Origin of the sequence: Colwellia sp. C2M11 (assembly GCF_018860915.1) — a bacterium.
GTDB lineage: Bacteria > Pseudomonadota > Gammaproteobacteria > Enterobacterales > Alteromonadaceae > Colwellia.
The window spans coordinates 44,512-61,311 of the sequence record NZ_JAHKQD010000017.1 but is presented as its reverse complement, the minus strand read 5'-3'; the positions used below and the strand labels follow the sequence as shown (position 1 = coordinate 61,311).

The window sequence follows — 16,800 nt, the reverse complement described above, 5'->3', positions numbered from 1 at the left end:
AACATATGTATTCCCTTAACCCTCATTTAACCCAACAAGTTTGTTTTATTGGTAATGAAAAAACACCTATTTTGGTTGTTGATAATTTTATGTTGGACTACTCTGCGGCTATTAATGAAGCGACTAAATGCTCATATACCAGCGACAAGAGGAGTGTCGGTGAGTATTATCCGGGTGTCAGAGCGCCGGTGGGGAGTGACTATGGTATGGCTTTGCTACAACATACGGCCGTAACATTTTATAAAATATTTGGAGTACCAAAGTCATTAACCTTATTTCCTCAAAATGGCAGTTATTCCTTAATCACTAAGCAAATACAAGAACTAGATTTACTGCAATGCATTCCCCACTTTGATAATACCAAAATTTTTAGCTTTGCCATGTTGCATTATTTAAATCAAGGAGACTTTGGTGGTACTGGCTTTTATTGCCAAAAACCAACGGGATTTGAAAATATAACAGCAGTACGAAAATCGGCTTACTTAGAGTCTGCTCAACAGCATATTAATAAAAAGGGTAACCCTGTGCAGCAATACTTTACCCATTCAACTGATCATTTTGAACTGATACATAAGGTTGACTATAAAACCAACCGTTTAGTCATTTATCCTGGGACTATCTTACACTCAGCCTTTATTGATAAACCACAACGTGATGTTTGTGCTGCTCCAAAGGTAGGAAGACTATCTGCTAATTTCTTTATTGAATTTAAATGATTAAAAATATACTAATAGAAAAAGTGGCAATAAGATGCGATTAAAAAACCACCCAAAAATAGTAAAAGTTACAGTACTAACATTTATGTTAGGGGCATGCAGTATACAATCGAGTATTAACGATAGCGTAGTTAAGCCTTTCTCTATGAATGATGCTGAGGAAACGATTGGTTCTATCGACATTTATGACGATAAAGCCTATCAATATCTTGATAATGAAACACTCGTCAGTGTCAGAGGGAAGGGCTTTGATTGGGTTGAAGGACCAGTATGGGTGGCAGATGGAAATTATCTGTTATTCAGTGATATTCCTAAAAACCTTATTCGAAAATTTTCGATAGCGCATGGTAACCAAATCTACCTTGAGAATACTGGTTTTTCAGCGCCTTCTGCTAAAGGGCCAGGCTCTAATGGTTTATTAATAAATCAGAAAAACGAGTTGGTATTATTACAAACAGGTGAACGTCAAGTATCACTGATGCAAGCGCCTCTTAACCAACCCAAAGCACGTTTTACTAATTTAGTGAATAACTACCATGGCATGCGTTTAAACGGCACTAATGACGGTGTGTTTGACCAACAAGGTAACTTGTATTTTACCGACCCAGCAATAGGTTTAGATGTCGTTTTTAAAGCAGGTGATAACAGGCAAGAAAAAAGACTTGTTGAAAAACAGTATAAAAAACCGTTAACAAGAGAAAAAAGGGTACAACAAACGCCTTTTGCTGGCGTGTACCGGTTGTCGGTTCATGGTGAATTAATCCTTGTTGACGATACGTTAACCGTGCCAAACGGTATTGCCTTATCACCTGATGATAAAACTTTATATGTTTCGGTTTCGGATAAGCGTGCTCCAGCATGGTTTGTTTATGACGTACAAGATGATGGCTCATTAGCTAATAGGCGTGAATTTTTTAATGCTCAATATCTAATAGGGCAACCTGAACAACAAGGACTTCCCGATGGTATGGCAGTGCATTCTAGTGGGGTGATTTTTGCTACAGGTCCAGGTGGTGTTTGGTTATTCAGTCCAGAGGGAGAGGTGCTTGCCAAAATAAAAACAGGTCTAGCTACTTCAAACTGTACTTTTACCACGGATGAGAAAACCTTATATATTACTGCAGATGATAATTTACTCAGTATACCAATTAAGTAGTTAAGTTTTTAGTATTGTGTTATCAGAAAAATGTAACTAGGTTATGACATTTTAACGTCATAACCTAGCAAAAACAGTGAGTTTTTAGTTGTTTAAGTCAAGATAAGATAAAGTGTAGGGCGCACTGTGTTTGCTATTAACTATGCCTTTACCCCCCATTAAATCAAAATTAGAAACGATCAATTTATCACCATAAACAATCACTTCAGAGGGTTGGTCAAGCTCACCATGACTACCATTATTATCTGGGTATTGTGCAAGTACCGTAGCAGTTCTGTCGGTAGCCACTTTAATTATTTGATTTTTTAAAAAACCAGCAACATAAAGGTTTCCGCTATCATCAATAGTGATACCGTCTAAACCAGTATCTTTAGGTAATTGGGCGTAAATTTCTTGTTCGATAACTTTTTTACCGTCTGGGCTTAATGTTAAGCGGTAAATTTCACCGTCGCCAAAGTTTCCTGTATATAAATATCCCTTCTTATCGAACACTAAACCATCAAGACCAAACTGACGGTCAGGGTTTTTTGTTTCTGTTTTAAATAGGAGTTGTTTATCTTGCTCTGTACTGGTGACGGCAATATTCCGGTCATTCAATGAAAATTGATAAATTCCGCTAGTTAAATTTTTAGATTTTATTTTTTTCATTTGCAGTAAGCTAACATAAACTGAGCCATTATGAATTCTAATGCCATTTGCTTGTGTTAATCCACGTGCAACAACTTCCGTCGTTGCTATCTTCCCGCCCTTAAAAGTAAGTCTAAGTATTCGGCCACTATCACAAACATATAGAGAGCCATCTGGAGCATAAGCTATGCCCATTGGTCTACCTTTACCGCCTTTTTTGGCTCCTTGAGTTTCGCCAATAGTTGCAATATCCCCATTCGGTGAAATAGATAATAATATTCCTGGTTTATTACCTTTGTTTGCGTAATTGGTACAGGCAAGTGTTAACGAGCCGTCAGGCGCAATAGCTAAACCATCAGGGGTAGGGCAGCTATTAGGAAGTGTGGCAAATAACTTGGCACTACCTAACTGTGTTGCTTTACCATTATTTTTTATTTCAGTGGCAACTTCCGTTTTTGACATATTAGCACTACAACCATACATGCCAGTAAATAGTAATGTTGTTAATAGGCTAAATTTAAACTTATTTAGTTTATTGCTTTTCATAAATTTTGACTCTTGTTATAAATTATTAGTAGTTTATTTTAGTTATGAGTGACCCTGAGTAAGAGGGTTTTTCTTTTACCTAATTTAATTACAGGATTTTCGTGATTACCGGTGAGTAAATTAAGGATGCTAAGGGGAGTATTCCCTATGGTACTTTTTAAAGAAAATGCTTTGGCGTGGTGACCAGTATTAACTATTGATACGATGGACGTTTTAGCATCACGCTGTACAACACGCCACGCTATGGTTTTGTGTGTTTTATCTTGATGTTTGTGAACAGGATTGTAGTTCTCAGAAGGAGTCGTTAGCTCTGTGAGTGTTATTGCCGGCGAATTCCCCTTATCTAACAAGGTTTTATTTATTTGTCTCGTTATGTCGGTTAAGTTGGTTAGATGAAATACGTTCTTTCCCTTTGGATAGCTAGTTATATCATGCTTTTGATTATATTCATTTAACAATAAACTGTTATTGTCGATAAAGATGGTGCCACCACTTTGTGCAAAACGAGACAATGCTTTTAATTCATCTGTTGTGACATTAGGTGTATTGGTGATCACAATAACTTGCCAGTCATTCTGTTGATTATTGATAATATTTTGACTAACAAAGCCTAAAGCTACCCCTTCAAAATATAACGATTGATAGGTTTCTCTAATTGTTGTCATGTATTCAGGTTGATTGATGGCGCTAGTTTCTGAATAAAAGATACGTATTGATTTTGGTGCTTTTCTTAGTAATTGAATGTCGGCGCCGTGTGCGTTAATGTCCATCAAAGTACGAGTTAATGAATGTAAACCAATAGGTTGGTGAGTCACTTCAGTAATAAACTCAGAGTTTTGTTTTTTACGGCTGATAATAGAACCGTCAAGATTACGCCCCCATAGCCATGTTGAAGAGCCAGCTAAACCATGAGTTGAGGCCAGCCAATAGATAGCTCTAACATAATCAGGATCAATATCACGTTCTTGAAATTTTACATTATTAAAAAAGTGGTTTTCTGAGTCCCATAATAATTGCTCTGGTTGAACCGAACTGAAAAAATCAAATGACATCGCTGCACTTTGCCAATCAAAGCTAAAGTTTGCCTCATAAGGCTGTACACCTCTGAAATTGCTGTATTGTGAATTAGCATCAAAGCCAATAATATCGGTAATTTCAAGTAATGACTCAAAGTCAAGCCCGTGATCACGAGTGTCAGTATTCCATAACCAAGGCATAAGCTTTATATGAGTTTTAGCTTGCGGATCATATTTTTTTATTTCGCTATCTAAAAAAGTAAACCATTGTGTAACTCGATATTGATTAAAACGCATCCAGTCAAACCAAACAGGTGACCCACGTAAGTTTGATTGCATGGGTATTTCAATATCGAGTGTCGCAAAACTCTTAAAGTTAGTGTGCCAAAGCGTATTTAAGTGCCCAATGGACTGATGTTTGCCTTTTAACCATTCTTTGAAGTTAGCTTTGGTATATGCCGATACAGCACCGTTATTCCAACTGTCTGCTTGGGTAAAAAAGCTTGGCTCATTAAATAGCATATAACCTAATTTTGATGATCTTTTATCTTTAAATAATGGTACATAACTCTTAAAGAGTGCTGAAAATAAGGTTTTTGCTAAAGGGTTATCAATGTCATAGTTACTAAAAAGTCGCTTTCCTAAGTCAAAGTTAGGGTCTAGCTCTGTAGGCCATTCGGGTATTGAACTATGAGAAATAAATACTTGGCCAATACGTTGATCGGTATCGCTTTCTATCCTAAAGTGTTTTTGGAAATCAATTTCTAGTTCTTTATTTACAATGAATGAAGGAGCTAAATAGGCACTATGTAAGTTACCAAAGTATTGATTAGATAATGTTTCGTCTGTTTTCCAAGTGTAGGTGCCCAAAAATACAGGCTGACCATTATCAATAAACTGGTTATCAATAATGTCTACCGTGCTCCAGTTTATTTCTGGTACAGGCTTTCTTGAAATAGCACCTGAAATTACTTGTTGTAACTCTTCAATGGCTTGGTCTAAAACAATTATTAAGGACTTACGTTGAAAGTCGGGCAATGACTCTGCAAGGTGCTGAGCACTATCTTTATATACGGGGTGGTCGAGATAATAAGGGATATTTTTAGTAATATTATTCTCATCCCAAATAGCCCAATCAATAAATAAACTTGTTAGGTGAACCGTCATCCTTTCACGGCTCACATCAATATTATTCAATTGTGTGATTGCCATAAGGCTTTTTAATTTTTCTACTTTATCTACTATCTTCGCTTGCAGCTCTATTTGAACTTCTGTTTGCACCATTTGCTTTGAATGAGCACAACAACTAAAGAGGCTTAATAAAAAAATAAAACAAAGAATGGATAGAGTATTCAACAATTGATTCACGACTCTGTAACTTAAATCTGTTAGTTATTGAGAGATATAGGGACGGTGTTAGGGAGGATACCTGCAACATCACAACGAAATAATTGTACACTACCACCATCGGCTTCACCTTCTGGTGTTAAGGATGCCGTTGTCACTAATACCGTCTTTAAATCTTCGCCACCAAAACAAACGTTGGTTACTTGTGATGCATTTAGCGGATAAAATTGTGCTAACTCACCTTTAGGTGAAATACGAGCAATACCTTTACCGTCCCAACGAGCACTCCATATAAAACCTTCACTATCGGTCGTTCCGCCATCAGGGTGTCCGTATTTGTCTGCTAATTTACAAAAAAGGCGTTGTTTTGAAAGTTTAGAAGTTGATATATCAAAATCGCATGCATATATTTCATTGGTGAAAGAGTCTGCATAAAAAAAGGTTTTATTGTCTAAAGAAAATGTCGCTAAATTAAAAATTGCGATGACTTCTTTTTCTATGCTTGTCACTTTGTTTGGTGATATTTTAAATAGACGTCCATACTTGCCCATATCATGTTCAATACCTTGTTTATCAGGGCTCATTAACATGGTTCCTAACCAAATATTACCATTTACATCAACACAACCGTCATTGATTCTTAACGTTTTGTTTGGTTCAACATCTAACCATAGTTGCCAGCTTTCTTTGTTGACGTCGAATAAATATAAACCATCAAAAAGTGACACTAATAACAGACCTGGTGACTGAGTGAGCATTATATTTGCAGGTTGTTCAGGTGTGTCAAAGCGCTGTAAAGAGCTATCGTTGAGGGAGTATTTATAAAGATGAGACTTTACGATGTCGATCCAATAAAAGGCATTATCATTAATAGACCAAACGCAACCTTCGGCGAGCCCGCAGTTTAAATCAAATTTTTTATCTAGTTTTAAAGTCATATTTTTATCACTAAATTAGTAAAAGTTAAGAGTATGGATAATTGAGAAATAAAAGAATAATACTTTTATTTGTATTAAGTGTGTATTAGTATGATGTTTAAATTATAGCAGTGCAAGTCATTTATATTTTGACTGCTTTTATTAAACACCACCTAATTAAGCCAATTTTAACTTATTAATTTTTTTGGTTTTTAAATGGCTTTGTATTGAATATATCTAAAGGTTTTACATGATTTACGATAAAAAATATATTTCTAGCGCTATATTGTTAGCTACAAGCTGTATAACAATGTCATGTTCAAGCAGTTATGCCCCTAAGACAATAGAGCCAACAACTGTTAAGCACTTTAATGCTGCGAGTGATGATATTAAGTTAGAAAATGCTAATCGAAGAAAGTGGGATAATGCGGTAATTGCTGATTTAGATAATGATGGCTACCAAGACTTATTGTTAACGGATCACGGTTTCTCTATCAAACTTTATTGGAATAACCAAGGGAAGTTTGGGAAAGGATATGATTTTCTTGTAGGTGACACACATGGCATTGCAGTAGGGGACTATAATAAAGATGGCGTGACTGATATTTTAGTCTCGCGGGGAGGTGGCTCTGGTGATAATGCAAGAAACGCTAAGCTGTTTCATATCGATAATCAAAGAAATATTACCGAAGGTAAAGAGTTCGACGAACCACTTGAGTTTATGCGAGGCAGAACATCAAAATTTTATGATGGTGATAATGATGGCGAGTTAGATTTATTATTACTAGGCTTTCCAGGAAAGAAAAATGAAAAAAATATTCCAAGTATTTCGTATAAAAATGACGGTAAAGGTCAATTAGTCGTATCTTCTCGTTTGGTAAAAACAATGAGGGATGGTCAAAAACTACTCGTTACTGACTTTAATGGCGATAATATTAGCGACTTTATTTTATATGGTGATGCACGTATTACCATGCATCAAGGGAATGGTGATTTAACCTTTAACGATGTAACAGATGAATGGTTGAGTCAAGACTTACTTGATGTGACCAGTATTTCAGAAATCGATTACGATAATGATGGTGACTTTGATTTATTTTTAACAACCGGAAAAGAGCTTAATATTGGAGAAACCTTTTATGATGAAGCAAGTCAAACATTTGCTTTTTACACTAAAAGAGGTCCTTTTGAGTTTGAAGATTTAGTGATAGGTGATGTTTTTAATTTAGAGAATTATCAATCAGCATGGCCAATGCAAGATATATATCTTGGAGAAAGCGGTTATAAATATGAACAGCACGGCGAATATCATCAAGGACAAGACATTCGCTTAATTAACAGTAATGCACTTGGTTGGCCAGATAAACTGGATAAAAAAGGTATATATATTGGCTATATTGGTAATGATACTTGGCGCGTAGCTGGTAATACTTGGTCGCCTACAACAGGTGTAATTCACGGCGTTAAAAGTTATCCTGCCTATAAACATGATCAAGGGGTCGCTAATGTATTACTTGAAAATAAGAACGGTAAGTTTATCGATGTTACAGAAAAGCTTGGACTTGGCGGGTTATCACAGAGTAATGCGGCAGCTGTGGGTGATTATGATAATAATGGCTTTCAAGATATCTTTATTGTAAAACGAGGAAATCTAGCAACGGAAAATCAGCAAACTCTTTGGTTAAATCAAGATGGAACATCTTTTAAGAAATCTTTATCGCATAATATTATTTCTCCTGAATTAGGCGCTATTGGCTTAGGAGCAGAAACATTCGACTATAATCAAGATGGTAAGCTAGATATTATCTTTGCTAATGATCGTGGTAAGTGGCATTTATTTAAAAATAGTTGGGAAAATGATAATAATTATCTCGAAATTGAAGTGAAAAATTCAGCTAACGGTGTCTCACCAATTGGGGCGACAATTGCTATTGAGGCTTGCTATAAGTCGCAGGTGAGAAGGCTTGGTTCGTCAAGTGCATTATACTCTCAAAGTCGTGATAATATCATTCATTTTGGTTTAGGCGATTGTGATACTGTTAAAAGCCTTAAGGTAAATTGGCCAAATGGCGAAAGCTTTTCTACAGATACGATAAAAGCCAACCAAGTGTATAAAGTGTCTTTTTAATTTATTGAACGAGTACTCCGCTTTGATTCAATTGAATCAAAATTGGATATTATAATAGTTGTTAAGCACATGATACTCACAATAGTATTATGTGCTTTTGTTTATTATCCCTTTTACTTTTTAGTATATTATTAAATAGGTATCACGTGAATTTTTATTGGCTCATTTTAAGTATAGTCCTTGCCACTCCTGCATCGTGGGCTAATGAAAAATCAACACCATTATCAAATGAAAGTTGTATTAACTGTCACACTAGTCAAGCCAATGAATGGCATAAGTCAGACCATGCCAAAGCTATGGCTATTGCAGCTAACGATACAATCCTTGGTGACTTTAATAATAAAAGTGTTGAACATTACGGTCAAAAAGCAACTTTTTTTATTAAAGATGGTGTTTATCAAGTCACTATTTCTTATGATAACAACACACAAACATTACCTATTAAATATACTTTCGGACATTTTCCTCTACAGCAATATATTGTCGAAACTGAACCTGGGAGTTTACAAATATTGCCTTTCGCTTGGGATAGTAGGGCTATAAAAGACGGAGGCCAGCGTTGGTATCATAATTATAGCCATGAAGAAATACGCCCAGAAGACAGGCTTCATTGGCGCCAACCATTACAAAATTGGAATGGTATGTGTGCAGACTGTCACTCTGATGGTTTAACGCGTAATTATGATAATGAAACTAATCACTTTAAGAGCGAGTTTGATAATATTAATGTTGGCTGTTTATCTTGCCATGGTGATATGTCAGCTCATGAGAAATCGGCAAAATCAGTAAAAACACGTAACGTGTATAAAGATGTTATATCAAATAAACACCCAACAGGGCGTTGGCTGAGAACGTTGGGTAAAAATACGGCCTCATGGCATGGAGAAAAAAGAGATAATAGCTTTATGGATTCTTGTTTTGCCTGTCATTCATTACGCTCGCCACTTACTGATGGTATTAAAGCTCACGTGCCCTTTTTAGATCAATTTACACCTCAACTTCTATCAGCACCCAATTATTACCCTGATGGACAAATTAAAGAAGAAGTGTATGTCTATGGCTCTTTTTTACAAAGCAAAATGTTTGCTGCAGGTGTTAATTGTTTAGATTGCCATGATAAACATACTATGAAGGTCAAAATTGAAGGTAATGGGCTTTGTTTACAATGCCATAGCGGTGACGTTTTTAACGTAAAAGGCCATCATCAACATGAAGATAAATCTGAGGGGGCGCAATGTGTTAATTGTCACATGCCTGAAAGTCGATTTATGGGGGTAGATGATAGACGAGATCACAGTTTTAAAATACCACGACCTGATTTATCTAAAACATTAGGTAGCCCTAACGCTTGTATCAAATGTCATGAGAATCAATCTAATCAATGGGCTGAAGATAAATTAGTACAATGGCATGGTCAACCAAAACCGTTATTAACAAGTAAAACATATCTATTTGCTTTGAATGCTGGTCATACGATTAGTCTTGAACAACATTTAACGATAATTGCAGATGAACAATTAGCTGTTATTAGTAGGGCAACCGCATTAGAAATGCTTGCATATACCACGCCGACAATTTCGGCAGAAATATTGGACCCTTATTTAACGCATCAAGAGGACTTATTACGTTTAAGTGCCGTAAAAGCGAGTGCTTTATTAAATCCAAAAGAAAGAATTAAATATGTTAGTCCGTTGTTAAGTGATAAGCGTAAATCTATTCGTATTGAAGCTGCACGAAACTTAGTTTCAATTCAACTAACGCAACAGGATCTCTCAGTGTTTACACAAGCTTTTAATGAGTTAGTTACTGCTAATGAGGTGAGCAGTTGGCGAGGTGAGGGGAGAGTGAATCAAGGACTGTTGGCGATGGAAATTAATGATGTGGTGTTAGCAGAGAAAAGATTTAAAGAGGCTATTAAAATAGAGCCTTATTTTGATGCAGGCTATATTAATTTAGCTGGACTCTATCGAAGTCAACAACGCCAAATATTGGTTCAATCTGTATTATCTCAAGGTTTAAAGAAAGTCCCCCAATCTGGAGAATTACATTATGAATTTGGTTTGTATTTAGTTCGTAAAAAAGAGTTAAAAAAAGCAGTTACATATTTTAAAAAAGCGGTTGATTTAACGCCAACTAATGCTCGATATGCTTATACATGGATACTTTCAATAGATGGTTTAGGTGAAACTAAACAAGCATTAAATGAACTCAAATTATTAATCGTTAATTATCAAGATAAAACGGAATTAAAAGAGTTAGGTTTATATTTATCACAAAAATTATATAAACGAGCTGATTATCAATGGTTTTCGCAATTGTAATAATGAACAATACTAAGTTTACTATTACCTTAACATTACAATATTAATCATTATCGATTTTAGTGGCTATAAATAGTTATGGAACAGTTACAAACAATTTTATTGCAAAATAGGCAAGGAATGTCCGTCGAGGTAATTAACTTTGGGGCACGAATTAAATCAATTTTGTTTCCTGTTAACGGCGTTGCGACCGATATGACTGTCGGCTACGATAATCTCGATGACTATTTAACGGATGAATATTATTTAGGGGCAACTTGTGGAAGAGTTTGTAATAGAGTAGAAAATGCAGAGTTTGAATTAAATGGTGTAAAGTACAAATTAACGAAAAATGATGGTAAACAATGTTTACATGGTGGCACTGATAATTTTTCTACTCGATTTTGGCAAGTTATTTCTTCATCACCTTCTACAGTAGTTCTGAAAATTGAATCAGAATCGGGCGATCAAGGCTTTCCTGGCAAACTAATTTTGCAGGTAACCTATGAGTTAACAGAGCAAAACCAACTAAAAATAAACTACTCTGCCACTACCAATGCCGCAACCCCCATTAATATAACAAACCATGCTTATTTCAATTTAGGCAATGAAAGCTGCGAGCAGCTTGATTTAAAAATATGTGCTTCGAACATGCTTGAACGAAAAAGTAATGGTGTGCCGAGTGGTAATATTTTACCCGTAGTTAATTCTGATTTTGACTTTAGCAAACTGACTAATATCGGAATAAAGCATAAATACCCGCTGGATACAGATTTACAAAATATGGCTTGTTACGATCATTGTTATGTTTTCGATGTTACTGAAGCCAATAATAGCCAAGGTACTCATAATAATGAACATAAGAATCAAGACTACTTAGGTTTACCTAAAGCGGTTTTATACTCTAAAAGTAATCATATTAAAATGACATTATTTACTAATCAACCCGCTGTGCAGCTATATACTGGTGTCGCTTTGTCAGGTAATTTTAGACCTTATCAAGGAGTTTGTTTAGAAGCACAAGATTATTCCAATGCTGTCAATATTAGTCATTTCCCTTCTACGATACTGCAACCTAATGATGAATATACACGCGAAATTATTTATCAATTTGAATACGATAACAGCTCATTAAGTAATCAATAATAACAATCCTTGCCTCTGAGAAGGAGGTAAAGATTTATATCTATTACTAAATATCTATATAGTTTCTCCATCAAACGACAATTGATGATCTCAGTTCAATACAAACAACAAAGTAAAACATAATATGTTTATATTGATTTTATGTATGTGATTCTTTATTCTAGTGTATAAAGAATGAACATTTTTGTCTGCAAAAAAGAAAGGCAATGTTTAATAAATGGTTGAAATAAATGAGTAATAGGTTAGAGCAGTTGCTTGCAAAGTGGCAACCACAAAAGTCTAGTTTATCGTGGGTATTAGCAACGGTTATAGAAACTGATGGTTCATCTTATCGTAAACAAGGCGCCATGATGTTTATTAATAGCCTTGGCCAGTATTTTGGCTTGCTCAGTGGCGGCTGTTTAGAAGCCGAAATTATGCTTAAAGCAAGAAAGTGTTGGGATACAGGGAATAATTATATCGTTTGTTATGACATGCGTGATGAAGACGATTTAAGCTGGCAGTTGGGGATTGGTTGTGGTGGCATGGTAAAAATATTATTACAACCAATCACACAAACATCTAATTGGTTACAGCTAGAAAAACTACAAGCTAGTTTACTTGCCAAACAAAGTTGTATTTATAAACAAAGTATCAGTGAAAGCTCTCCTGAAAATACATTGACCCTGTTTAATGATCATCACTTAACAACAGAATCATTACTAACCACTGAAGGTAAATTTATTCATCATATTAAACCTGCTCCTTCTATTACTATTTTTGGAGGCGGTATTGATGCTGTCCCAGTGGTAAAAATGGCCAAAATATTAGGTTGGAGTATTACGGTTATTGATGAACGAGTAAATTATGCAAGAGGAATACATTTTTCCGATGTTGATAGTATTATCCGTCAACCTTTAACAGAGTTAACTAAAGAGGCTTGTCTCGCTCATACCGATGTTATCGTAATAATGACGCATAACGTAAAGCTAGATGCAAAAGCGTTACAGTTTGTTCAAGGTAGTAAAGCGAAGTTTGTTGGACTCTTGGGACCAACACATCGCACTAAAAAAGTGCTAGATGAAGCAAACTTGTCTTCTCAACAATTATCCACACCATTGTCAAACCCTGTAGGGTTAAATATTGGTGGAGAGTTACCCGAATCAATAGCCTTATCTATTTTGTCTGAAGCACACGCTGTGCTTGAAGGAAAAAGTGGCCAAACTTTAATGCAATCGGCTTAATATGTTCTTGACCAATACTACTCTTCCAACAAATATCAAAACGGTTATGCTTGCTGGCGGCAATAGCGTCAGATTCAAGGGTAATAAACAACTGAGCGTTGTAAGTCGTAATGGCAGTAAAGCTCCTTTATTACAACAATCGATTAATACCGTTACTCAAGCTTTAATTAAAGCCGAAATACCTCTTGTTAATCTTTATGTTGCTACAGGTGAATATCACACGGAAATAGCAGAGCAAATCTCCCAGTCTTTATATTACTGTGATATGGCCTATCTAGGAATGGGGTACACGATCTCACAATCGATAGACATGATCTTAAATAATGATCCCGATACTACCCATATATTATTCACTTTAGCTGATCAGGTCGCACTAGAAATAAGCGACTATCTAAGATTGTTGCAAAAAATATTGGAATTCCCAGAACATATGGTCTGCGCAGAAACGTTAGATGGGATTACCGCACCAGCAATCTTTCCTCAACAATACTTTGAGAAACTACAGGCTTTGTCGGGAGATAAAGGTGCTAAAGCAATTTTACAAGCAAATCAAAAACAATTAAAAAAGTTACCAATGGGAAATGCTTCTTTTGATATAGATACAGTAGAAGATTTACTACATTGGAATAATTCATAATCATGCAAGAATCAAATAAGAGAGCTTCCTATGATCAAATTTAAGGTTAATAACGAAGATGTTTCGTTAGATGTTGCCGAAGAAATGCCATTACTTTATGCAATAAGAGACGAGTTGCAGCTAACTGGAACTAAGTTTGGTTGTGGGGCGGGGCAATGTGGTGCTTGTACAGTACATATTGATGGTGTTGCCATGCGTTCATGTATTACCCCTGTTTCTTACGCAGCAAATAAAAAAATTACCACAATTGAAGGGTTAGATCCTGAAAATAACCATTCAGTACAAATCTCTTGGCGTGAATATAAAGTGCCGCAGTGTGGTTATTGTCAAGTAGGTCAAATAATGAGTGCAGCGGCGATGCTCATTCAAAATAAAGCGCCAACGGATGATGACATAGATACAGCTATGCAAGGAAATATCTGTAGATGCGGTACATACGTTCGTATAAAAAAAGCCATTAAACATGCTGCTATGTTAAATAAAGAAAAAACAGTAGGAGAAGTTTAATGACTATGCAATCCTCAACAGAAACGACGATTTTAAATGTTAGTCGTCGAAAGTTTTTAAAGCAATTAGGTATAGGTTCGGGTGCCTTAGTATTAGCGACTGCTTTACCTGGCTTATCTCCAGTATATGCCGCAGATAATCTCGCAGGAAAAGCAAACTATGAAGTAGGTAAAGCTGAACACGCTCTTAATATTTTTGTCAGCCTAGATACTGATGGAACTACTTCTATTGTTTGTCATCGTAGTGAGATGGGCCAAGGTATTCGAACGACAGTACCACAAATTATTGCTGATGAAATGCAAGCACTTTGGTCTAATGTTTTTGTTGTTCAAGGGCAAGCAGATAAGGCTTATGGCCAACAAAATACCGCGGGATCAAGTTCTATTCGTGGTCAATTTACACGATTACGACAAATTGGTGCTGCTGTTAGGCACATGCTTGAGCAGGCAGCCGCTAATCAGTGGCAGGTAGCTATTAATGAAGTAACAGCAAATCAACATGTTGTCATTAATAACATTACTGGTGAAAAACTTAGTTTTGGCGAATTGGCAATTGCCGCCTCTCAATTAGAAGCCCCTGAATTAACGACAATGAAATTAAAAGACATTAAAGATTTTAATTATATTGGCAAAGAAGTTAAATTGTTTGACCTTGAGGATATCGTCGCAGGAGAAGCGATATATTCTCACGATGTTCAGTTGCCAAATATGCTTATTGCAAGCATTCAACGACCGCCTGTTGTCGGGGGAGTCGTTAAGTCGTTTGATGATGCTGAGGCGAAAAAGGTAACTGGAGTTGTTGCGGTCATACAATTAAAACCTAATACTTTTCCATTTAGAACCAATCCATTAGGTGGCGTTGCCGTACTCGCTAAAAATACTTGGGCTGCACAAGAAGGCCGAAAAAAACTAAAAATAGTTTGGGATAATGGTGAACACGCTAGTTATAACACGGCTAATTTTAGCGATGAATTAATCAAAAAGGTCAACCAACCAGGGAAATCTATTCGTAGCGCTGGAGATGTTTATGCTCATACCTATGATCCTGATAGAACCGTTGAAGCTACTTATTCTGTGCCACATATAAATCATAGTCCGATGGAGACCGAAGCTGCGACAGCCTGGTTACAAGGTAAAGATAAATCCGCAACACTGACTATTTGGGCTGGTACACAAAATCCTCAAGGAGCACAGAACTTAGCAGCAAAAGAGTGCGGGATTGATGTAAACCAAGTTACTTTAAATATTCCACTGATGGGAGGAGCCTTTGGAAGAAAATCTAAACCTGACTTTATTTTGGAGGCGGTGCAGTTAGCAAAACAGGTTAATGTGCCTGTTAAAGTTATTTGGACGCGTGAAGATGATATAAAACATGGTTTTTATCATTCGATTTCAGCTAATTATATGAAAGCAGAGTTAGTCGATCAGTCCAAGACCGAACATGGTAGTAATAAAGTCGCTGATTATTGGATACAGAGGGTGGCTTACCCCCCAATTGGCTGGTTATTTAATGGTAAACAAACAAGACCTAATGCAAACGATTTATCGCTAGGCTTTGCAGATACACCTTTTCAACTAGATAACTTGCAATATGAAACGCAAGAAGCGTCATCACATGTAAGACCAGGTTGGGTTCGTGCGGTATCTGACATTAACAATGGTTTTGCTCAAGGTTCATTTGTTGATGAATTAGCAGTAAAAGCTAATATGTCAGCAAGGCAAATGTGGTTAGAGTTGTTAGGGAGCGATCGCTATGTTGATTTAAAACAAGGCGGTTTTAAATATAACAATGCAGGACTAAACCCAACAGAATATCCTGTTGATACAAAGCGTTTAAAAGACACGCTTAATTTAGTATGCGATAAAGCCAATGTTGAAGAAAAAACAGCCCAAAATGAAGCTTGGGGCATCAGTGTTATTAGAAGTTTTGGTAGTTATGTTGCCGCAGCAACTAAAGTTCGCGTTGTTAATAAGCAAGTAAAAATATTAGAAATGCATACTGCTATTGATTGTGGTATTACGGTAACTCCTGATCGCGTCATAGCACAAATGGAAGGAGCGATGGTCTTTAGCTTATCTATCACTTTAATGGGAGGAATTAGCGTTAAAGACGGCGCAGTAGAGCAATCTAATTTTCATGACTCTCCAGTTACCCGAATGAATCAATCACCACCCATGTTTGTTCATTTAGTTGAATCAGAACATCCACCAGGCGGTGTTGGTGAACCAGGTATTCCGCCAATTATCCCAAGTATAACTAATGCAATATACCGTGCTTCAGGTATACGTATTCGACACTTACCTGTTAATAAAGAGTTATCCGTTTAATCAATTCATTGACGGGGCATATTTCGTTGCTATAGTTTGATGACATCCATATTAAAATAAAAAGCGATATTAAAACATCACCTTTATTTAAAAAATTAGAAAGCTAGTGTTACCGCTATGCCTCAAAATAAAGAAAATATAGATCAAACACATCGTTTTAGGTATCCAGTTAAGTGAGTACACAAACTCACAGAAGATAAATATGAC

12 protein-coding genes are annotated in these 16,800 nt (G+C 36.2%); 9 read left to right on the top strand and 3 right to left on the bottom strand.

Features of this window, described 5'->3' with window-relative positions; translation table 11 throughout:
- Positions 1-5: 5 nt before the first annotated feature.
- On the top strand, positions 6-716 hold the full coding sequence (locus tag KO509_RS05975) for a DUF6445 family protein (protein ID WP_215972375.1): 711 nt from the start codon (positions 6-8) through the stop codon (positions 714-716).
- A gap of 34 nt (positions 717-750) precedes the next feature.
- A complete protein-coding gene (locus KO509_RS05970) occupies positions 751-1,872 on the top strand; it encodes an SMP-30/gluconolactonase/LRE family protein (protein WP_215972374.1) in 1,122 nt (373 codons plus the stop codon).
- A gap of 84 nt (positions 1,873-1,956) precedes the next feature.
- Here KO509_RS05970 and KO509_RS05965 read toward each other — a convergent pair whose 3' ends face one another.
- The 3 genes from KO509_RS05965 to KO509_RS05955 all read right to left on the bottom strand — a co-directional run bounded on the left by KO509_RS05965 (position 1,957) and on the right by KO509_RS05955 (position 6,346).
- Entirely contained in the window at positions 1,957-3,045 is a 1,089-nt protein-coding gene (locus KO509_RS05965) for an SMP-30/gluconolactonase/LRE family protein (RefSeq protein WP_215972373.1), read from the bottom strand.
- Positions 3,046-3,083: 38 nt separating this feature from the next.
- Positions 3,084-5,342, bottom strand: a complete 2,259-nt coding sequence (locus KO509_RS05960) for an alpha-amylase family protein (protein ID WP_215972372.1) — start codon at positions 5,340-5,342, stop codon at positions 3,084-3,086.
- Positions 5,343-5,449: 107 nt separating this feature from the next.
- On the bottom strand, positions 5,450-6,346 hold the full coding sequence (locus tag KO509_RS05955; protein WP_215972371.1) for an SMP-30/gluconolactonase/LRE family protein: 897 nt from the start codon (positions 6,344-6,346) through the stop codon (positions 5,450-5,452).
- Between the two features lie 289 nt (positions 6,347-6,635).
- Here KO509_RS05955 and KO509_RS05950 point away from each other — a divergent pair, with 289 nt between their 5' ends.
- The 7 genes from KO509_RS05950 (at position 6,636) to KO509_RS05920 (ending at position 16,593) form a co-directional block, all read left to right on the top strand.
- Positions 6,636-8,453: a CRTAC1 family protein gene (locus KO509_RS05950; RefSeq protein ID WP_215972370.1), complete on the top strand. Its 1,818-nt coding sequence runs from the start codon at positions 6,636-6,638 to the stop codon at positions 8,451-8,453.
- A gap of 146 nt (positions 8,454-8,599) precedes the next feature.
- The gene (locus KO509_RS05945; protein WP_252727418.1) at positions 8,600-10,774 is read left to right on the top strand and encodes a multiheme c-type cytochrome; all 2,175 of its coding nucleotides are present in this window, start codon (positions 8,600-8,602) and stop codon (positions 10,772-10,774) included.
- Positions 10,775-10,852: 78 nt separating this feature from the next.
- Positions 10,853-11,899 (top strand): aldose epimerase family protein, encoded by a 1,047-nt coding sequence (locus KO509_RS05940; protein ID WP_215972368.1) that lies wholly within the window; start codon positions 10,853-10,855, stop codon positions 11,897-11,899.
- Between the two features lie 230 nt (positions 11,900-12,129).
- Positions 12,130-13,122, top strand: coding sequence for an XdhC family protein (locus KO509_RS05935; protein WP_215972367.1), 993 nt, complete (start codon positions 12,130-12,132; stop codon positions 13,120-13,122).
- Positions 13,123-13,129: 7 nt separating this feature from the next.
- A complete protein-coding gene (locus KO509_RS05930; protein ID WP_215972366.1) occupies positions 13,130-13,759 on the top strand; it encodes a nucleotidyltransferase family protein in 630 nt (209 codons plus the stop codon).
- 30 nt (positions 13,760-13,789) lie between these two features.
- Positions 13,790-14,266 (top strand): (2Fe-2S)-binding protein, encoded by a 477-nt coding sequence (locus KO509_RS05925; protein ID WP_215972365.1) that lies wholly within the window; start codon positions 13,790-13,792, stop codon positions 14,264-14,266.
- Positions 14,266-16,593 (top strand): molybdopterin cofactor-binding domain-containing protein, encoded by a 2,328-nt coding sequence (locus KO509_RS05920; protein ID WP_252727417.1) that lies wholly within the window; start codon positions 14,266-14,268, stop codon positions 16,591-16,593. Before KO509_RS05925 ends, KO509_RS05920 begins: the two co-directional genes overlap by 1 nt.
- Positions 16,594-16,800 lie beyond the last annotated feature (207 nt).